At 42.7% G+C, this 19,926-nt stretch carries 18 protein-coding genes and 1 other annotated feature; all 18 genes read right to left on the reverse strand.

All coding sequences use genetic code 11. The features are described 5' to 3' along the window. Window positions 1–271 precede the first annotated feature (271 nt). The 18 genes from pyrE to LF822_RS04440 all read right to left on the reverse strand — a co-directional run bounded on the left by pyrE (window position 272) and on the right by LF822_RS04440 (window position 19,908). Window positions 272–901, reverse strand: a complete 630-nt coding sequence (pyrE, locus tag LF822_RS04355; protein ID WP_253922727.1) for an orotate phosphoribosyltransferase — start codon at window positions 899–901, stop codon at window positions 272–274. Then, window positions 888–1,628 carry an orotidine-5'-phosphate decarboxylase gene (gene pyrF / locus LF822_RS04360; RefSeq protein WP_371925823.1) on the reverse strand — a complete coding sequence of 247 codons (741 nt, stop codon included), beginning with the start codon at window positions 1,626–1,628 and terminating at the stop codon, window positions 888–890. Before pyrF ends, pyrE begins: the two co-directional genes overlap by 14 nt. Continuing rightward, window positions 1,615–2,520, reverse strand: coding sequence for a dihydroorotate dehydrogenase (locus LF822_RS04365; RefSeq protein WP_253922728.1), 906 nt, complete (start codon window positions 2,518–2,520; stop codon window positions 1,615–1,617). The genes pyrF and LF822_RS04365 overlap by 14 nt, the downstream gene beginning before the upstream one ends. Next, complete coding sequence (locus LF822_RS04370) at window positions 2,520–3,281, reverse strand: dihydroorotate dehydrogenase electron transfer subunit (protein ID WP_253922729.1); 762 nt, start codon at window positions 3,279–3,281, stop codon at window positions 2,520–2,522. The genes LF822_RS04365 and LF822_RS04370 overlap by 1 nt, the downstream gene beginning before the upstream one ends. Next, entirely contained in the window at window positions 3,281–6,481 is a 3,201-nt protein-coding gene (gene carB, locus LF822_RS04375; protein ID WP_253922730.1) for a carbamoyl-phosphate synthase large subunit, read from the reverse strand. The genes LF822_RS04370 and carB overlap by 1 nt, the downstream gene beginning before the upstream one ends. Next, the gene (locus LF822_RS04380) at window positions 6,474–7,568 is read right to left on the reverse strand and encodes a carbamoyl phosphate synthase small subunit (RefSeq protein WP_256521499.1); all 1,095 of its coding nucleotides are present in this window, start codon (window positions 7,566–7,568) and stop codon (window positions 6,474–6,476) included. Before LF822_RS04380 ends, carB begins: the two co-directional genes overlap by 8 nt. After that, window positions 7,549–8,841 carry a dihydroorotase gene (locus tag LF822_RS04385; RefSeq protein ID WP_253922731.1) on the reverse strand — a complete coding sequence of 431 codons (1,293 nt, stop codon included), beginning with the start codon at window positions 8,839–8,841 and terminating at the stop codon, window positions 7,549–7,551. Before LF822_RS04385 ends, LF822_RS04380 begins: the two co-directional genes overlap by 20 nt. After that, window positions 8,816–9,721, reverse strand: a complete 906-nt coding sequence (locus tag LF822_RS04390; RefSeq protein ID WP_253922732.1) for an aspartate carbamoyltransferase catalytic subunit — start codon at window positions 9,719–9,721, stop codon at window positions 8,816–8,818. Before LF822_RS04390 ends, LF822_RS04385 begins: the two co-directional genes overlap by 26 nt. A 133-nt stretch (window positions 9,722–9,854) precedes the next feature. Further along, the gene (locus LF822_RS04395) at window positions 9,855–11,240 is read right to left on the reverse strand and encodes a solute carrier family 23 protein (protein WP_253922733.1); all 1,386 of its coding nucleotides are present in this window, start codon (window positions 11,238–11,240) and stop codon (window positions 9,855–9,857) included. A gap of 134 nt (window positions 11,241–11,374) precedes the next feature. After that, the gene (pyrR, locus tag LF822_RS04400) at window positions 11,375–11,917 is read right to left on the reverse strand and encodes a bifunctional pyr operon transcriptional regulator/uracil phosphoribosyltransferase PyrR (protein WP_253922734.1); all 543 of its coding nucleotides are present in this window, start codon (window positions 11,915–11,917) and stop codon (window positions 11,375–11,377) included. A gap of 158 nt (window positions 11,918–12,075) precedes the next feature. Continuing rightward, entirely contained in the window at window positions 12,076–12,984 is a 909-nt protein-coding gene (locus LF822_RS04405) for an RluA family pseudouridine synthase (protein ID WP_253922735.1), read from the reverse strand. After that, window positions 12,981–13,454: a signal peptidase II gene (gene lspA, locus LF822_RS04410; RefSeq protein WP_253922736.1), complete on the reverse strand. Its 474-nt coding sequence runs from the start codon at window positions 13,452–13,454 to the stop codon at window positions 12,981–12,983. Before lspA ends, LF822_RS04405 begins: the two co-directional genes overlap by 4 nt. Before the next feature lie 472 nt (window positions 13,455–13,926). Beyond that, window positions 13,927–16,677 (reverse strand): isoleucine--tRNA ligase, encoded by a 2,751-nt coding sequence (gene ileS, locus LF822_RS04415; protein WP_253922737.1) that lies wholly within the window; start codon window positions 16,675–16,677, stop codon window positions 13,927–13,929. 48 nt (window positions 16,678–16,725) lie between these two features. After that, window positions 16,726–16,945, reverse strand: a binding site (T-box leader). A gap of 52 nt (window positions 16,946–16,997) precedes the next feature. Next, the gene (locus LF822_RS04420) at window positions 16,998–17,540 is read right to left on the reverse strand and encodes a DivIVA domain-containing protein (RefSeq protein WP_253922738.1); all 543 of its coding nucleotides are present in this window, start codon (window positions 17,538–17,540) and stop codon (window positions 16,998–17,000) included. An 85-nt stretch (window positions 17,541–17,625) separates the two neighbouring features. Next, a complete protein-coding gene (locus LF822_RS04425) occupies window positions 17,626–18,399 on the reverse strand; it encodes a YlmH family RNA-binding protein (RefSeq protein ID WP_253922739.1) in 774 nt (257 codons plus the stop codon). An 85-nt stretch (window positions 18,400–18,484) separates the two neighbouring features. Next, window positions 18,485–18,754: a YggT family protein gene (locus tag LF822_RS04430; protein WP_253922740.1), complete on the reverse strand. Its 270-nt coding sequence runs from the start codon at window positions 18,752–18,754 to the stop codon at window positions 18,485–18,487. 3 nt (window positions 18,755–18,757) lie between these two features. After that, the gene (locus LF822_RS04435) at window positions 18,758–19,216 is read right to left on the reverse strand and encodes a cell division protein SepF (RefSeq protein WP_253923459.1); all 459 of its coding nucleotides are present in this window, start codon (window positions 19,214–19,216) and stop codon (window positions 18,758–18,760) included. A gap of 23 nt (window positions 19,217–19,239) precedes the next feature. Continuing rightward, window positions 19,240–19,908, reverse strand: coding sequence for a YggS family pyridoxal phosphate-dependent enzyme (locus tag LF822_RS04440; RefSeq protein WP_253922741.1), 669 nt, complete (start codon window positions 19,906–19,908; stop codon window positions 19,240–19,242). Between the last annotated feature and the right edge of the window lie 18 nt (window positions 19,909–19,926).

Consider the following 19,926-nt stretch of genomic DNA (forward strand, 5'->3'; position numbering starts at 1 on the left):
ACGGGAGCGTTCTTTTTTCAATAACCATTTATTCCATAAAAAGAACAGGACAAAGCAGGCAGCAAATCCCAACAGAGGCTGCCATGACAACATAGGTTCCATAAACGTAAGAGATATCCAAACGTACAAATAAACCATACATGTCGTTATACCTAGTAGTGCATTTGTCATTATAAAAAAGGAATGTTTCCTGGATTTCATAAGCATCACCATAGTTTATTAATATTACTATCGTACTAATAATCCTATGATTGAGCAAATCGAATTTACATTAAGAGTTTGTAAACATATCAGGGCGATGGCTCCATTCACTTAGTTTACTATAATCTTCTTCCGTTAACTCATTGTCCTTTTTCATCTGTTCAATTAATTCGTCATAGTCAGCCAGGGAATAGAAGTTGTAATCTTTATCCTCAAAAGCCTGCCGGGCTTTTAACAAATTATAGTTAAAAATAGACACAATCTCCACTACGTGTTTGCCGCTTTCACGCAGGGCATCACTGGAAGCTATTGAGGATTTACCTGTAGAGATCAAGTCCTCGATCACTACTATGTTTTCTCCTTGCGTTAAATCCCCTTCCACTTGATTTCCCTTTCCGTGTTTCTTCGCTTCTCCCCGTACATAAACCATAGGGAGATTCAAGCGATCCGCAACCCAGGCAGCATGGGGAATACCCGCTGTGGCACAGCCTGCAATCATATCCACCTTTTCATTGAGCCCTTCGATATGCTGGACCATCTGATCAATGATTTGTTCCCTCACTTCTGGATAAGACATGGTCATACGATTGTCGCAGTAAATCGGGGACTTCAGTCCAGACGTCCATGTAAAGAGCTGCTTCGGGTTAACCTGTACAGCTCCAATTTGAAGCAGTAATGTAGATATATTATTGCTGTCCATTTAGGAATTCCTCCCTTATTTGTTTATATGTTGTTTCAGGGGATTGTGCCTGTGTAATGCTTCTTCCAACTACTATAGCGTCTGTACCTTCTCCGCCCGCTTTATGGGGACTGGCCACCCTTTTCTGATCGTGGTTCGTTTCATTCTGCTGTCTGATGCCCGGGGTGAGAGTTAGAAATTCAGAACCGCACACTTGTTTTACAATCTTTGTTTCTTCTACGGAGCATACAACCCCGTCCGCTCCACCTGCCCTGCTCAGTTCTGCTAAATGAGCAACATTCTCTTTTACTGAATGCGGAATAAGTAATTCATTAGTAAGCATATTTTGATCTGTCGATGTCAGCTGAGTAACAGCCAGTAAAACAGGACGGCTGTTCTCGTTGATACTTCCTTCGCGTAAGCCTTCTCTGGCTGCTTGAATCATTTCTTTCCCGCCCGAGGCATGGACATTTACGACATCAACGCCTAAAGAAGCCAGGTTCTTCATGGCTCTTTTAACCGTTTGTGGGATATCATGAAGCTTTAAATCCAGAAAAACCGGATGCCCTTTTTCCTTAAGATCATGAATGATACGAGGTCCTTCTCTATAGAAAAGCTCCATCCCTGTCTTGACGGGAATACCAGCTAAGTTATTATTTTGCAAAAAACTAAGAGCTTGCTGTTTATCTTCAAAATCCAGTGCTACATAGATCTCCGCTAAACTTTTTAAACTTTTAATGATGAGCACCTCCAATCACTTCCTGTACAGATGTAAACCCATACTTGTCTAAAGTCTCCGGCAGCTGATGGATTAAGTCCACACAAACCGCAGGATTTTTAAAATTGGCACTCCCTACAGCTACTGCACTCGCGCCGGCTAACAAGTATTCAATAATATCATCTGCTGTTTCAATTCCGCCCATGCCAATAATCGGAAGTTTAACTTCTTTATAAACTTGATGAATCATTCGAATCGCAATCGGTTTAATAGCAGGACCAGACAATCCTCCTGTCTGATTGGCGATGATCGGCTTTCTGGACCTCGGATCTATTTTCATACCAGTCAATGTGTTAATCATGGAAAGTCCGTCAGCTCCCGCCTGTTCCACTGATTTGGCCATTGAAACAATATCCGTTACGTTAGGAGATAGTTTGACGTATACAGGAAGGTCCGTCTGCTGCTTTACTTTTTTCGTTACTTCGTATGCAAGCTCCGGGTCTGTTCCAAATTGAACACCCCCTTCTTTTACATTGGGGCATGAAATGTTAACCTCCAGCGCCTGCACCATTCCGTTTGATATTTTCGCAGCAACATCGGCGTATTCCTCAAGCGTGCTTCCGGCTACGTTGGCTATAATAGGTGTTTTATAAGGTGTTAAGAAAGGGAGTTCATGTTCAATAATGCCATCGACACCTGGATTTTGCAGGCCAATTGCGTTTAACATTCCACTTGCAGTTTCTGCTACCCGTGGAGTTGGATTACCGAACCTCTTCTCCCCTGTAGCAGCTTTAATTATAATTGCTCCTAATTCTGAGAGATCATAGAACTGTGCAAATTCTTTCCCGAATCCAAAGCATCCAGATGCAGGCATTACCGGGTTTTTCAGGTTAAGCCCAGGTATATTTATACTTAAATCCATTATAAAATCACCTCTTCCGGTCGAAAAACTGGCCCGTCGCTGCATACTCTTACATAACCTTTCCCACAGCTTTCAGAGGTTTCAAGTACGCACGCAAAGCAGGCTCCGATTCCGCATCCCATTCTCTCTTCAATAGAAATATAACCGGGAACATTTATTAGTTCTTCTTTTACTTTTTTCAACATTATAGTCGGTCCGCACGTGTAGTAATAATCAATGGAATTAAGCGGAGGGAGAGCATCAGTTACAAACCCCTGCTCTCCAACACTTCCATCATTTGTAGTAATTTGGACCTCCCCTAATGATTGAAATTCATCGACATAAAACAAATCTGATTCCGAGCGGTAGCCTAACACACTTTTCACAGAAACCCCTTTTGCTGTAAGCTGCTTAGCTAAATAATACAGAGGAGGGATGCCAATTCCGCCCCCGACAAGAAGAGCTTGTTCTCCTCTTTGCTGATGAACCGGAAAGCCGTTTCCTCCCGGACCAACAATATCGAGTGATTGACCAGATTGTTTATATGTGAGAGCTTCTGTTCCATCCCCCATCACCTTATATAAAAGGGTGATTGTGCCTTTTACGGGACTTACATCAGCAATAGATACCGGGCGTCGTAAGAAGTATTGCTCACTAATTTGAACGTGTACAAACTGCCCCGGTCTTTTCACAAGCGTACTAATTTCACCCTCTAATTCAATCAGGTAAGTTTTTTCCGCAATCTCCTGATGGTTGACAATCCGCATCCATTCTCTAATCATTAGACGAACACCGCTTCCTTCTTATCGATGGTACGTGCTGTAAAGGTCATTGCATCGATAACCTCAACAATAGTTTTAGCTGTATCTAAACTCGTTAAACAGGCGATTCCATGTTCAACGGCTTCCCGTCTGATTAAGAAACCATCTGAACGGGAACGACGGCCTTTATTTAACGTGTTTACGACAAACTGAACTTCTCCATTACGGATTAAATCGATAATATCCCGCTGCTCTGAACCTAATTTCCCTACAGCTTCTACAGGTATACCAGCTGCTTCAATTGCTTGAGCTGTCCCTTTTGTAGCAATAAGCTGAAAGCCAAGCTGGTGAAAAGTTTCTGCAATATCAAGCATTTCATCCTTGTCTTTATCAGCTACAGTTAACAACACAGATCCCTCTGTAGGTATTTTCAATCCAGCTGCTGTCATACCTTTATATAATGCTTTCTCCAAGCTTTGGTCGTATCCAATGACCTCGCCTGTGGACTTCATTTCGGGTCCTAGTGTTGTGTCCACACTTCTTAGCTTCTCAAAAGAGAATACAGGCACTTTCACATATACGCCATCAGGTTTTTCCGCTCTTCCAGAATAGTAGCCCAGTTCTTTTAACGTTTGTCCTAATATTACTTTCGTAGCCAGCTGAGCCATTGTAATTCCAGTAATTTTACTTAAAAATGGTACAGTTCGGCTTGCCCGCGGGTTAACCTCCAGCACATAAGCTGTTTCATCTAATATGACAAATTGAATATTGATTAGCCCTTTCATGTTCAGCTCTCTGGCGATTTTCAGTGTAGCGTCGACACACTGCTGCTCAAGCTCTTCCTTTAAACGCTGAGTAGGATAAACCGCCATAGAATCCCCTGAGTGGACACCAGCTCTTTCAATATGCTCCATGATTCCTGGAATGAGAACGTCTTCTCCATCGGTAATGGCGTCCACCTCGATTTCCATTCCTGTTAAATACTTATCGATTAAGATTGGGTGGCCATTGTGCACTCTTACGTTTTCTTCCATATATATATTCAGCTCTTCTTCTGAGTACACGATTTCCATAGCCCGTCCGCCCAGGACATAAGAAGGTCGAACGACGACCGGATAGCCGATGTCGGCTGCTGCCTTAACAGCCTCTGCTTCACTCGTGACACTTTCTCCTCCCGGCTTTGCAATATCCAGTTTATTAAGGAGCTGCTCGAATAAGTCCCGGTCTTCCGTTTGATCAATGGCTTCCATAGTTGTTCCTAGAATGGAAACTCCACACCGGTTAAGTCCTTCGACCAGGTTGATTGCAGTCTGTCCGCCGAACTGAACAATCACGCCTTCAGGCTTTTCAATGTCAATCACATGCATGACGTCTTCTAAAGTTAAAGGTTCAAAATAAAGTTTATCTGACACACTAAAATCTGTAGAAACCGTTTCAGGATTGTTATTCATAATGATAGCTTCGTATCCAAGTTCCTTCAGGGCTAAGACCGAGTGGACGGTAGCGTAATCAAACTCCACTCCCTGTCCGATCCGAATCGGACCCGATCCGATGACCAGCACTTTCTTCTCAGGTGAGACTACAGACTCATTCTCTTCCTCATACGTGCTGTAGAAGTACGGGGTCTCTGACACAAACTCCCCGGCACAGGTATCAACCATTTTATATACAGGCCGAATGTTATGTTCCTGTCTGAAGCTCATAACATCCATTTCACTAACATTCAGTACTCTTGCAATTTGGCCATCGGAAAGACCTTTTTCCTTAGCTTCTTTAACAGTCTCTCTATTCCAGCCCTCTTCTTTAATTAACTGTTCCAGTCTTATGACATTTTGCAGTTTAGTAAGGAAGAAATAATCAATCCCCGTGGCATTGTGTATTTCTTTTAACGACACTTCTTTCCTAAGGGCTTCCGCTAAAATAAACAAGCGCTCGTCATCTGCTTTCTTCATCCTGTCAAATAACGCTTCAACAGAAAGGTCTGCTATCGAGCTCACATAAAGGTCATCGTTTTCACCCTCTAAGGAACGGACACCTTTTAGTAACGCTTCTTCAATCGAGCGGCCAATTGACATCACTTCTCCTGTAGCTTTCATTTGTGTACCGAGTTTACGATTTCCTTTAGCGAATTTATCAAATGGCCAGCGGGGAATTTTGGCTACAACGTAGTCTAAGGCTGGCTCGAAGCAGGCGTATGTTGTGCCTGTAATAGGATTTTTAATTTCATCTAAAGTCATGCCGACAGCAATTTTAGCAGCCATTTTGGCAATAGGATAACCTGTAGCTTTGGAAGCTAAAGCAGATGAACGGCTGACTCTCGGATTCACTTCAATTACATAATACTGGAAACTGTCTGGATCCAGTGCGAGCTGGACATTACAACCACCTTCAATTTCTAACGCACGAATAATCTCAAGGGACGCATTTCGCAGCATCTGATATTCACGGTCACTTAGAGTTTGAGATGGAGCAAACACAATCGAATCTCCGGTATGGATACCAACAGGGTCAAAATTCTCCATGTTACATACAACAATTGCCTGATCATTTGTATCTCTCATGACTTCGTACTCGACTTCTTTAAAGCCGGCGATATTTTTTTCAATTAAACATTGGCTCACGGGAGATAATGATATGCCGCTGCGTGAAATTTCCCTCAGCTGCGCTTCATCATCACACATGCCGCCCCCGGCTCCTCCCATCGTGTAGGCTGGGCGTACAATCACGGGGTAACCAATCCGGTCTGCGAACTGAACGGCTTCTTCTACTGTATTTACAATTTCACTGTCCGGAACAGGCTGTCCCATTTGATGCATTAAGGAACGGAATTTCTCACGGTCTTCTGCTCTCTGAATCGCATCAAGCGGTGTACCCAGCAAGTCGACCTGATAGCGTTCGAGAATACCAGATTCACTCAGTTCAACAGCTAAGTTCAAACCTGTTTGTCCGCCGAGGGTTGGAAGAATAGCATCTGGTCTTTCTTTACGAACAATTTTCATTAAAAATTCAAGCGTTAAAGGCTCCATATACACCTTATCTGCAAAAGTATGATCGGTCATAATCGTTGCTGGGTTTGAGTTAGCGAGGATAACCTCATACCCTTCTTCTTTCAGGGCCTGACAAGCCTGAGTTCCGGAATAATCGAATTCCGCTGCCTGCCCGATGACAATCGGTCCTGATCCAATTACTAGTATACGCTGTATATCTGTTCGCTTAGACATAAAGAGCCTCCTTATTTTTACTCTTCTCCTGCTTTATACGCTGTAAAAACTCATCAAATAAATAAGAAGTATCGTCCGGACCCGGAGAACTCTCAGGGTGGTACTGCACGCTGAATGTATTTGCTGAAGAGTGTTCCAGCCCTTCGACTGTGTCATCATTTAACGACACTTGGGTGAGTCTCAGCTTAGTTGCTTGTATTGAAGCTGCATTTACGGCGTAGCCATGGTTTTGAGATGTGATTCTTGTTTGATTAGAACGTAAATCCTTTACCGGTTGGTTAACTCCGCGGTGTCCGAACTTCATTTTACTAGTATCCGCTCCTCCGGCTAAGGCAATCAACTGATGCCCAAGACAGATTCCGAATATGGGTACCTGGCCCATAAGCTGCCGGATCGTCTCAATCGCCTCTGGTACATCTTTTGGATCCCCCGGTCCGTTTGAAAGCATTACTCCGTCCGGCTTCAGCCTTAAAATTTCTTCTGCCGTCGTATGATAAGGAACAACGGTAACATGGCAGTTACGTTTAGTGAATTCTCGAAGGATTCCGTGTTTCATTCCAAAATCAATTAATACAATCCGGTCTCCTCTTCCTGGAACGACATAAGGCTTAACTGTTGATACCTGCTTTACTTGATCGACAGGGAGCGGAGTATCTTTCATCATTTCGACGATTTCGTCAACTGGACGATCAGCCGAGGTAATCACTGCTTTCATAGTTCCGTGTTTGCGAATTATCTTCGTGAGCTTACGCGTATCAATGCCGCTGATCCCCGGAATCCCCTTCGCTTTTAAAAGTTCATCAAGTGTTTCTTCACTTCTGAAATTGGAAGGATGGTCACAATGCTCCTTAACAACTACCCCTAATATCGCCGGATTTACCGTTTCAAAATCATCGCGGTTGATACCATAATTCCCTACTAGAGGGTAAGTAAAGGTTACGATCTGCCCGCAGTAGGATGGGTCGGAAATCACCTCTTGATATCCTGTCATCCCTGTATTAAATACGACTTCTCCGAAACGTTCAGTATCACTGCCAAAACCTTTCCCAATAAAAGTGGTGCCATCCTCAAGTACGAGCTGCTTCATTTGAATTCTCCTTCCATGCGATTTCTCCGTTAACGATGGTTAATACAGGCCATCCTTTTACTTTCCAATTGTGAAATGGTGTGTTTTTACCTTTTGATTCAAATTGAAAACGGTCAATCTGCCGCTCCTCTGTCAGGTTAATCAAGGTTACGTCTGCTGGTGCACCTTCCTGAAGTGTTCCATATGGTAAGTTGAACAATTGACTTGGTTTTTCAGTAAGCCAGTTAATAAGCTCTTCTAAGCTCCAACCTTTTTTCTCAACTAAATTTGTGTAAAGTAAGGGAAAAGCTGTTTCGAGTCCTGTAATTCCGAATGGTGATTCGATTAACCCGGATTGTTTTTCTTCTTCGGTGTGCGGTGCGTGATCTGTCGCGATGCAATCAATTGTGCCATCTTGAAGTCCTTCAATTAATGCCTCTTGATCTTCTTTGGACCGCAGCGGCGGGTTCATTTTAAAGAATGCATCATCCTCTGTTACGTCGTTTTCATTTAACAGCAGGTGGTGCGGTGTAACTTCTGCTGTCACATGAATCCCTGCTTTTTTTGCATCACGAATGACCCGGACCGACTCCTTTGTAGAAACATGACAGACATGATAATGACAGTTTGCAGCTTCAGCTAACAGTACGTCTCTTGCTATATGCACCGATTCAGCGATATTTGGAATGCCCGGAACGTTTAAGCTGCGGCTGACCTCTCCTTCGTGAACAACCCCGTTATAAACTAGTGAATTATCTTCACAGTGAGCAACGACCGCCTTGTTGAGCCGTGATGCTTGTATCATTGCCTCATACATCATCCCAGCTTCCTGCACCCCTACTCCGTCATCCGTATAAGCAAAGGCCCCTGACTGTTTTAACTTGTCAAAGTCCACCATTTCTTTACCCAGCTGCCTGGTTGTGATCGAAGCATAAGGCAGAACACGGACGACCGCATCTTTTTCAATTTTATTCATGAGTGCTTCCATCGTTTCAACGCTGTCGGGCACAGGTCGTGTATTAGGCATAGCACATACCGTAGTGAACCCGCCTTTAGCAGCAGCTAAGGTTCCCGTCGCAATCGTTTCCTTTGCTTCTCCACCGGGCTCCCGTAAATGTATGTGTACGTCGACAAGCCCGGGCGTTAAGAGCTGCCCTCCGGCATCGATTACTTTCTCTGCCTCGTCATTGACTGTATCAGCAATTTTTCTAATTACACCGTTGTCCATTAAAATTTCACAGTTAACAAATCTTCCGTTTTCTACTCGCTTAGCATTCTTTATAAGCAGTGACATTTACACATTCCTCCTGTAAAAGTGTTTGAATAATGGCCATTCTGACAACAACACCGTTTTTCATCTGCTGAAAAATCCTCGAACGAGGGCATTCCACCAAAGCTGAATCAATTTCAACCCCTCGGTTTACCGGCGCTGGATGAAGGATGATGCTGCCATGTTTCATTCTGGCTTCTCGAGCGTTAGTCAGCCCGTAGGTACTTAAGTAATCTTCGTACTCTGCGGGCTCTTCATGACGCTCACATTGAACTCTAAGCAGCATGAGAACATCGCTTCTTTCAACCGCTTCATCCATCGTGATATAGCTGTCTCCTAACGCCGAATCTTTCCAGGCATCAGGAGCTACAAACGATACTTGAGCTCCCAGTTTCTTTAAGGCAAAGGCATTTGATCTAGCCACCCGGCTGTGCTTCACATCTCCTGCAATGGTGACTTTCAGGCCTTCAAAGGAGCGGAACTCTTCAGAGATGGTAAACAAATCAAGCAGGCATTGAGTAGGGTGTTCTCCGATCCCATCCCCTGCATTAATGATGGATAAGTCGAGGTTTTCTGTCAGTTCACTTAAGATTCCTTCTTCTGACTGCCTCAACACGGCCAGCTTCACTCCAATCGACTCTAATGTTTTTAAGGTATCTCTTAATGATTCTCCTTTTGTCAGACTGGAATCTGCTCCATTTACATCTATCACATCAATCCCCAGACGCTTCTCTGCAATATAAAAGCTGTTTTTCGTACGCGTGCTCGGTTCAAGAAAAATATTGGCCGCGAACGCGTTAGGAGCGCTCCATTGCTCTTCACCATACTTAATCTTTTTTGCTTTTGAGAAAAACGCCTGAATGTCCAGAGCACTCAATTCATTCATTGATAATAAATGCTGCATGTTTTCATCTCCTTTTTAAAAAAAGCACCCCCGGTGTCCGGGGGTGCTTCATTCGTTAAACGTCACGAATAAGCTAAGCCCAAGTACACCTTTTAAAGCCTCACGGGACTTTGTTAAAACGCGTCTTGTTTAGTTAAGCTGCTCCTGTTGATTGATCACTATCTTCAACTGCAGGTTCTTCAAACATACGACCGTTCCCCTGGCTTTTTTCTTTGCCTGGAAGAATCAGATTCAGCAGTACACCAATGATCGCTGCCAGCGCCATCCCCTGTACTTCTACTCCATCTGTTAACTCAATGAAAGCTCCGCCTACTCCGAGCACCATGATTACGGACGAAATAATAAGGTTTCTTTTCTCACCAAAATCAATTTGATTATCGATCAGCATGCGTAAGCCGCTCGAAGCAATCGTACCAAAGAGGAGTATAGAAACTCCCCCCATTACCGCCGGCGGTATGGAACTGATCACCGCGGTGCTCATTCCAATAAATCCGAATAATATGGCGAATACGGCAGCGCCGCCGATAACAAAGATGCTGTAAACCCTCGTGATCGCTAAAACTCCAATATTCTCACCATAGGTCGTGTTCGGGGGCCCTCCTAAGAAGGAAGCAATAACAGTTGCTGCCCCGTCACCGAGAATAGAGCGGTTCAACCCTGGATTTCTTAGAAAGTTCCTGCCTACCACCTTGGATAACACCATTTGATCTCCAATGTGTTCCGTAATCGTTACGAGAGCAAAAGGCACCATAAGAAAAACAATCTGCCAGCTGAATACAGCCGCCGGGGAGAAATCTACAAAAGGAATGAGGAATTCGGGCATTCTAAAGATAGCAGAAAAGAAACTTCCTATTGATTGAGCGCTTGTAACTGCTGTCCATTCTGCAGCAATTTCACTCGTATCTACTATCCCTTGACTTAGTGCAAATACGTAGCCTCCTGCAATCCCGATTAAAATAGGAAGTAAGCTTAAGAATCCTCTTAGAAAGACGGTAGCTAAGATCGTAATGCCCAGGGTGACCAGTGCCACAGTAAAGTGAGTGGCACTGTAAACTTCTCCGTCCCCGGACTCATACATAGCCATTTCAATTGCTGTAGAAGCCAATCCGAGGCCAATTACGATAATTACCGGTCCTACAACAACAGGAGGCAGAAGCTTCATAATCCAGTTCATTCCAAATATAGTTATTAGGAGAGCCACAGCACCATACACAAGGCCTGCTAAAAAGCTGCCGATCATAGCTCCTGCAACCCCATGGGTATTAGATACTTCCATAATAGGATAAATGAAAGCGAAGCTTGATCCTAAATAAGCTGGCACCTGGCCACGGGTTATGAGCAGATAAGCGAGAGTACCAAATCCGCTCGATACTAGTGCGACGGCAGGCGGAAGACCTGTTAAAAACGGGACAAGAATGGTTGCTCCAAACATGGCGAATAAATGCTGAAAGCTTAGAGCCAGCCACTTGGGCGCGCTTGGTATTTCTCTGATGCCTACTGCTGCTTCTATTGATTTCATGATGATTCCTCCCTTTAAGCATAAAAAAACTCTTTGCTTAAAAGTTCGCAAAGAGGTATACGTATCACCTGACACGCATCATACTTCCGACCTTTTAAGCCTCACTGGACTTTATTAAAAAGTAAGATTCTATTTTATTTTTCGTAAATTATCACTTCATCACGGGTATCTGTTTCAGAAAGCTCTACTGTTACCACCTCGTCCTGGGAAGTAGGTATATTTTTTCCAACATAATTTGCAGTTATCGGCAGTTCCCGGTGACCCCGGTCTACTAAGACAGCGAGCTGTATTTGAGAAGGACGTCCATGGTCCATTAGTGCATCCATTGCTGCACGCACTGTCCGTCCTGTATATAATACATCATCTATTAAGATAACTTTTTTATGTGTTATGTCAGCTGATATATGAGCTTCTTTAACATCAGGATCTATTTCATGGCTTTTATTTTCCAGGTCATCTCTGTATAAAGTAATATCAAGCTCTCCACCTGAAATAGACTGACCTTCGATACTTTCAATTTTTTCCTTAAGGCGGTCTGCAATTGGCACACCTCTTGTTTTTATACCTACTAAAACAAGGTCTTCGACGCCCTTATTCTTTTCAATAATTTCATGAGAAATTCTTGTTAACGCACGTCGTATAGCGGCTTCATCCAATACCGTTGCTTTTTTCTCCATAGCTGCAGACCTCCATATAAAAAGCCCTTTTCTACATAAGGGCAGAAAAGGGCTTTATACACAATTCATGTGCATTCCGTTACCTTTTCAGCCTCACGGGACTGTTGTTAAAGGACTTAAATTCTTATATAGGATTATTACAGACTAAGAGAAGTTTGTCAATCTTTGCTGCGTAATTCATCTAAGGTTCGATTAAATTCATTGGGCGGTTCTGCTTCGAAAAGTTTCCACTCACCCGTTCCGGGATGGGTAAAACCAAGTGATTTGGCATGCAGGGCCTGTCCGTCTATATCCAAAGTCTTTCTAGGTCCGTATTTAGGATCACCTGCTAACGGATGATTAATATACCTCATGTGAACACGAATCTGATGAGTCCTTCCAGTTTCAAGCTTACATTCGACATATGAAAAATCATTAAAGTGTTCAAGCACCTGGAAATGAGTCACTGCTTCCCGGCCCCCGTCAACCACCGCCATACGCTGTCGGTCTTTAGGATCGCGGCCGATCGGCGCATCTATCGTACCATATTCATGTGAAATAGTTCCATGTACAATGGCCACGTATTTTCTTTCCACTGATTTATCCATCAGCTGCTTCACTAGAGACTCATGTGCTCTATCATTTTTAGCAACCATGAGCAGCCCGCTCGTATCTTTGTCAATACGGTGCACGATGCCGGGTCGTTCTACTCCATTAATACCTGAGAGATCATTACAATGGTACAGCAGGGCATTGACCAGCGTACCATGCTCATGGCCGGCAGCAGGGTGTACGACCATCCCGGACGGTTTATTAACGACAATTACATCGGAATCTTCATAAATAATGTCAAGTTCAATATTCTCGGCTTCCATCTCAAGAGGTTTAACTTCAGGAATTCTCCAGCTTATAACATCCCCGGCCTGCACCTTATAGTTGCTTTTCACTGACTCACCATTCACCTCTACGTACTTATCTTTAAGCCAGGACTGAATCTGAGACCTTGAGACATCCTCTATGACATCAGAGAGAAGTTTATCTATTCGTTGGGATTCATCTTTATCTTGTACTTTATATTCTTCATTCATGACGCTGTACTTCCTTTCTTTTTGCGCTCATCTACCAGTGTGGCGATCATAACAAAAATAACCCCTACTACAAGTGCGGAGTCCGCCACATTGAAAATCGGATAATTGTAGGATCCCAAATATAAATCCAGGAAGTCCACAACTTCTTTACGAAATAAGCGGTCAATAAAGTTACCGATTGCGCCAGCCAGTATGAGAGCGAGGGCTGCTCCAACGAACCGGCTTACCTGCGCATACTGATTCATATAATAAATGACTACTCCAATCACTATGACTGTAATAAGATAAAAAAACCACATCTGCCCCTGCAGAATTCCCCACGCTGCTCCCGTGTTTCGGTGAGACGTTATGTAAAAGAAGTTTTCGATGACTGGAATCGATTCACGTAATTCCATCTGCTGAACGACAATCCACTTCGTTAATTGATCGATAACGATAATTGCCGCTGCAAAAAGATAATAAATATACATAATGGGTCCTCCAAGTATTATTTTCCTTTGCTATTGTACCACATCCAGCAACACGGCGCTTGATAAAAAAGCACCGTCAAAAATATTGACGGTGCTCAGACCATCGAGAAAATTCTCGAAAGTTTTATTTTATACTCTGTCGGATTACATTCAATTTCATGGTCAAGACAAATGGATTATTAAAGTTTAACTCAGAAAATAAAGAAAACTGCCTTCATGGCCCAGATGAAGGAGAGTATAAACGCAGATGATTAGCGTAATCAAAATGCGAAGACTGTTGTGGGAACAGCACGAGCCGAAGATCCCGGAGGATTGCTTTCTGATGAATCTTAAGGCCGTGCCCACGGAAAGCGAAGCATTTTGACGGAGCGATAGGGTGAATTCTCTTTAACATAAATAATCCGAACTGATTTCTACAAAATCATTCGGATTATTTTATGTTCTATTTAGTTTTGTACCGACCTCTTACACATTACAATACGTAATGTTTCTGTACTACTGTCGCACAACGCTGACACAGTTCAGGGTGATTAGAATCTTTTCCTACATCATGAGAAGATACCCAGCAGCGCTCACATTTCTCCCCTGTATGTTTTTGCACAGCTACTCTTACATAATCATATTCCTTAGCCTCTGCATTCTCATTTTCCAGCTGTGCCTCAGAAACGATTAATAGCTGATGCAGGTTAGAAATTGATTCTAAGATAGTTCTTGTTTTGTCATCTTTAGGAATGATCGTAATTTTCGCATCAAGCGATTTACCGATGACTTTCTCATTTCTAGCTTCTTCAAGGGCTTTAAGAACATCATCTCTAACTTCCATAAAATGATCCCATTTGTCCACCATAGCCTGCTCAGCACTCTCTGCAGCTTGTGGCATATCCGTTAACTGAACACTTGAAGCTTCTATGCCCGGAATGAACTTCCATGCCTCATCTGTTGTATGCGGCAGAATTGGTGACATTAATTTCACCAGTGAAGTTAAAATCTGGTAATAAACTGTTTGAATACTGCGTCGGTACGGATGATCTTCCGATTCGATATATAAAATATCTTTCGCAAAATCAAGGTAGAACGAGCTTAAGTCAATCGTACAGAAATTATGCACTTTGTTGTACACCGTTGAAAATTCATACGTTTCATAAGCTTGATGCACGTCTTGAATCAAATGATTCAAGCGGTGAAGCATATATTGATCAACCTCCTGCAGATCCTCAGCAGCTACTGCATCCTTTACGGGATCAAAATCATGAAGGTTGCCTAACAGAAAGCGAAACGTATTACGGATCTTACGATATACTTCTGCAACCTGCTTTAGAATATCATCAGAGATTCGCACATCCGCCTGGTAATCTGAAGAAGAGACCCATAGACGGATAATATCGGCTCCAAGCTGTTTCATAATTTTATCCGGAACCATAACATTTCCTAGTGATTTACTCATTTTGCGACCATTGCCGTCTAAAGCAAAGCCGTGACTTAAAATGCCTTTAAACGGCGCTTTTCCTGTAACGGCTACAGATGTAGACAGCGAGGAGTTAAACCAGCCGCGGTACTGATCGGAACCTTCAAGATAAAGATCGGCCGGGCGCTGCAGGTCTTCCCGCTGCTGAAGAACAGCCTGATGGGTGGAACCGGAATCAAACCAGACGTCCATAATGTCATTTTCTTTTGTAAAGATCCCGTTTGGACTATGTTCAGATGTGAATCCTTCAGGAAGAAGATCTTTGGCTTCTCTTTCAAACCAGACATTAGACCCGTGCTCCCTAAAAAGTCCCGCTACATGATTAATGGTTTCATCAGTAATGATCGGTGTGCCATCTTCACCATAAAAGACGGGAATTGGAACTCCCCAGGTACGCTGGCGGGAAATGCACCAATCCTGACGATCACGAACCATGTTATAAAGTCGGGTTTCTCCCCATTTCGGTGTCCATTCCACTCGATTTATTTCATCGAGTAGTTGTTCACGAAAATCTTTAATAGACGCAAACCATTGATCCGTAGCACGGAAAATGGTCGGCTTCTTCGTTCTCCAATCGTGCGGGTAGGAGTGAGTAATAAACTCTAAATGCAGAAGAGCCCCGGCTTCTTTTAAATGATCGGTAATGTTTTTATTTGCTTTATCGTAGAACAAACCTTCATAGCCTGGTGCCTCTTGCGTAAATACACCTTTATTGTCTACCGGGCATAACACGCCAAGTCCGTACTGCTGCCCTACCCAAAAGTCATCTTCCCCGTGGCCTGGTGCTGTATGAACACAACCCGTTCCTCCATCAGTGGTCACGTGATCTCCTAACACGACCAGCGAGTCACGATCATAGAGAGGGTGTGTGGCTTTCACTCGTTCTGCTTCTTTACCTTTAAAAACTTGAACGACTTCATGCTCTTCCCAATTCATCGTTTGAGCAACATCCTCAAGGAGATCATGAGCCACGATAAACTTCTCCTGATCGACCTTCACGACAGCGTAATCATAGGCAGGATGCAGGGCAATAGCGAGGTTTGACGGGATCGTCCATGGGGTAGTCGTCCAGATGATAAACTTCTCGCCGCCTTCTAAAAGGTCTTTACCGTCTGTAACTTTAAAGCTTACATAAATAGACGGGGAGCGTTTATCCTGGTACTCAATTTCCGCTTCAGCCAATGCTGATTCAGAAGATGGAGACCAGAACACAGGCTTTAATCCTTTGTAAATATAGCCTTTTTTAGCCATATCTCCAAATACTTTAATCTGTTCTGCTTCAAAGTCTTTATTTAATGTAATATATGGGTTTTCCCAGTCTCCCCGCACTCCCATGCGCTTAAATTCCTGACGCTGATTATCAATCTGTCCTAAAGCATATTCCGCACATTTTTCACGAAATTCGGCAAGTGACATTTTCTTACGGTCTACTTTTTTCTTAGCAAGCGCTGATTCTATCGGCAGCCCGTGAGTATCCCATCCTGGCACATAAGGAGCGTGATACCCTGACATCGATTTGTAACGGACGATAAAATCTTTCAGTGTCTTATTAAGCGCATGGCCCATGTGTAAGCTTCCGTTCGCATAAGGGGGGCCGTCATGAAGCACGAAAAGCGGGCGTCCCTCTGTACGCTCTTGAACTTGTTTATAAATATTCTCCTGCTCCCAGGCCTTCTGCATTTCCGGTTCACGATTCGGCAGATTACCACGCATCGGAAAATCTGTCTTTGGCATTAATAGCGTATCTTTATAATTCATATTAAATCCTCCTTCATACTTCTATACAAAAAAGACCTCCCCATCCCTAAAAGGGACGAGAAGGTCTCGCGTTACCACCCTAAATGCATCAGTTAAACTGATGTACTCCTCTTATTCGTATCGTGAATGACCCGGCTACATTTACTTTTCATTCAACATAGCTGCTCCAGGGGGATTTTCCTGCAATGTCCTGCTTCGGTCTCTCACCATCACCGAATCGCTTCCTGCTGCCAGGTTCATGGAGTACTTTCCCTATCAACGCATACATTTATTCATATGTGTTAATGAATTATATGTAATTTTTGCCGTGACGTCAAGTTTTATTTCTCAGCGTACTCTTTTTCTTCTTCCTTTGTATCTTCCTTTTCTTCTACCTGTTCGGGCTCTCCGTGTGGAAACTGTGTATTAAGCAGCTGGTCCCAGTCATCATTATCTATCATATCAATTTGAGCTTCAACAAGCATCCGCAGTCTCATTTTAAATACTTTTGCCTGTTTTTTCATTTCTTCCACTTCAACTGAAAGCTTCCGGGAAGTCGATAAAGCTTCATTAATGATACGGTCGGCATTCTTTTCTGCTTCCTTCACTATAAGCTTCGCTTCTTTTGCGGCGTTTGTCTTCACATCTTCTGCCGTTTCCTGAGCAACCAATATCGATTTATTTAATGTGGTTTCAATATTATTAAAGTGGCCAACGCGTTCATTCAACTGCTCTACTTCTCGCTCAAGCTCCTTTTTCTTGCGAATGACAATTTCATAATCTTTTATGACTTGATCCAGGAATTCATTTACTTCATCTTCATCATAACCTCTGAATCCGCGTGTAAACTCTTTATTATGAATATCCAATGGTGTTAATGCCACACCGGCCACCTCCTAAAAATTCTCGCAATTATCTATTATTACTAGTTTCGACATGTTCTTCATTTTTCCTGCCTTGCAGGTGGAATTAATTTAGCTTTGCAACGGTTACTCTATATTTATCTTTCTTCGTCGTACCGTGGATTTCCATCAGGCGGCTCCTTCCCTTTCCGCGTAATGAAACTAAATCACCTTCTTCTAATGAAAATGATGATTGATCAACGGTTCTAAAATTAACCTTCACGTGTCCAGCGTCTATGAACATGGAAGCTTTTTTTCTGGATATGCCATAAATCTCTTTCAATATGACATCCAGTCTTAGAGAAGAGACCGTTGTGTCGTTTGTCTTCCAATCCTCGTTACTTTTCAATAAACTGCTCAAAGGCTTTTCAGTAAATTGAACATTTGCCTTCTTAACTGAATTAAAGTTCATTCTTATGTAATCACTAATTTCAGAAGCAACTACAATTTGTATCGTTCCATTTTGGACGATGAGATCTCCAAGCTTTTCTCTCTTTATACCAAGTGACATAAAGGAACCGAGCACATCACGGTGCTCAAGCTTCATAAATTTGTCGTGATATTCAGCCTGTAACAAAACAATTGAAAAATCTTCTTTACGGATAACTTCATATTCCGGCGCAATAATCCCACGCTTTCTTTCTGATCCTTCTTTAAAGTCAGACAAGCCCCATGTTAAGTCCGAACGAGAAGACATAAGATTTCTAAAAATAAATTGTTCCCTGGGATCTAAAAAGTCAGTCTCTTTTCTTTGAAAACGCATTTCCACATCACTCTGCAAAGAGATGATGTGATCAATAAACGGCCTTTCTTCATCTCTAAAATGTTGATATATATCCATGTTTTCACCTCTTACACTTGTGCACCTTCTACTAATAAAAAAGAACAGATAAGAGGCTGTCCTGCATCTAATCTGTTCTCCAGTCTTATAATGATACGATCATACGATAAAGCTCTTCAAGCCCCGAGGCCGCAAAACGAAGAACAAGAATGGCCACTATAGGGGAGATGTCAATCATACCAAGCGGCGGTATAATCTTTCTGAAAGGTTCCAAAAATGGTTCAGCCAATTTGGCCAAAACCTCACCGAATCTGGATTCTCTAGCCCCTGGGAACCATGAAAGTAAAATATAAATAATTAGAATCCAACTATAGAGATTTAATGCTGTGAATAAAATTTCAAACAAAAACGCCATCAGTTACCACCTTCTATTTATATCATCATCTTCATTCATAAGCATTTCAGAAATAGAACCTGAAATCTCAACATTTTCCGGAGTACAAAGAAATGTTTGAGCACCTAGCTTTTGAATGTCACCACCTATAGCATAAACTGTCCCACTTAAAAAATCCACAATTCTTTTCGCTTGATGATGGTCGACACGCTGTAAGTTAATGACTATAGCTTTACGGTTCACAAGCTGATCAGCTATTTCCTGAGCCTCATTATAATTCTTAGGTTCACTCAGTACCATTTTAGATGAACTTTTTGCACTCTGCAGGCTGACTATATTCTGATGCTCCGGTGCCTGTTTACTTCTTTGCGGCCCTGCTTTCGGTTCTTCTCTTCTTTCCTCCGGAGCTTCCTCGTCAACGTATTCGTATTCATATTCATCTTCTAATGTAAAGAACGATTTTAGTTTGTTTTTCATACTCAACATCCTCACCTCAATTTCTTTAGTTAACCTACCAGGCTTGTCCCTACTCTTATATGAGTAGCTCCTTCTTCTATTGCAATGGCAAAATCGTTGCTCATTCCCATTGAAAGGTGCTCACAAGGTGCGTGAGGCATATTTTTATCCCGTATAATATCTCTCAACGCCCTCAGCTTCCTAAATACAGCTCTTAGCTCTTCTTCATGCTCAACATGCGGTGCCATTGTCATTAATCCGACTACATGAATTTTATCATAGGCTTGTAATGATTCAATAAACCTTTCTACTTCATCCGGAGGCAGTCCCTGCTTGGACTCCTCACCGCTGACGTTCACTTGAACAAAGCAGGGCAGAGTGCGTTCAGCACGCTTTTGCACCTCTTTTGCCAAAGATTTACGATCCAGTGAATGAAGATAATCAATCTGATGGATCACGTCTTTTACTTTACGCGATTGTAATGATCCAATGAAGTGCCATGTCGCACGTTCTCCTATAGATTCGTACTTGTTCAAGAATTCTTCTCTTCGGTTTTCACCTAAGTCACTAATTCCTGCTTCTAAAGCTTCAATAGTACGCTCAATGGATACATATTTTGTAACCGCAATTATTCTAATGTCTTCAGGGTTACGCTCGCATGTTCTGCAGGCTTCCTGAATTGCCTGTTTCATCTCAGTTAGTTGTGCTGCTACACTCATATGTAACCTCCTAAATCT

This window comes from Halobacillus sp. A5, from assembly GCF_024189315.1.
Lineage (GTDB): Bacteria > Bacillota > Bacilli > Bacillales > Halobacillaceae > Halobacillus_A.

Coding starts and splice junctions, on each gene's coding strand:
- pyrE (WP_253922727.1), bottom strand. CDS start 901: ATGGACAGCAATAATATATCTACATTACTGCTTCAAATTGGAGCTGTA.
- LF822_RS04365 (WP_253922728.1), bottom strand. CDS start 2,520: ATGGATTTAAGTATAAATATACCTGGGCTTAACCTGAAAAACCCGGTA.
- LF822_RS04370 (WP_253922729.1), bottom strand. CDS start 3,281: ATGATTAGAGAATGGATGCGGATTGTCAACCATCAGGAGATTGCGGAA.
- carB (WP_253922730.1), bottom strand. CDS start 6,481: ATGTCTAAGCGAACAGATATACAGCGTATACTAGTAATTGGATCAGGA.
- LF822_RS04380 (WP_256521499.1), bottom strand. CDS start 7,568: ATGAAGCAGCTCGTACTTGAGGATGGCACCACTTTTATTGGGAAAGGT.
- LF822_RS04385 (WP_253922731.1), bottom strand. CDS start 8,841: ATGTCACTGCTTATAAAGAATGCTAAGCGAGTAGAAAACGGAAGATTT.
- LF822_RS04390 (WP_253922732.1), bottom strand. CDS start 9,721: ATGCAGCATTTATTATCAATGAATGAATTGAGTGCTCTGGACATTCAG.
- LF822_RS04395 (WP_253922733.1), bottom strand. CDS start 11,240: ATGAAATCAATAGAAGCAGCAGTAGGCATCAGAGAAATACCAAGCGCG.
- pyrR (WP_253922734.1), bottom strand. CDS start 11,917: ATGGAGAAAAAAGCAACGGTATTGGATGAAGCCGCTATACGACGTGCG.
- LF822_RS04405 (WP_253922735.1), bottom strand. CDS start 12,984: ATGAATGAAGAATATAAAGTACAAGATAAAGATGAATCCCAACGAATA.
- lspA (WP_253922736.1), bottom strand. CDS start 13,454: ATGTATATTTATTATCTTTTTGCAGCGGCAATTATCGTTATCGATCAA.
- ileS (WP_253922737.1), bottom strand. CDS start 16,677: ATGAATTATAAAGATACGCTATTAATGCCAAAGACAGATTTTCCGATG.
- LF822_RS04425 (WP_253922739.1), bottom strand. CDS start 18,399: ATGGATATATATCAACATTTTAGAGATGAAGAAAGGCCGTTTATTGAT.
- LF822_RS04430 (WP_253922740.1), bottom strand. CDS start 18,754: ATGGCGTTTTTGTTTGAAATTTTATTCACAGCATTAAATCTCTATAGT.
- LF822_RS04440 (WP_253922741.1), bottom strand. CDS start 19,908: ATGAGTGTAGCAGCACAACTAACTGAGATGAAACAGGCAATTCAGGAA.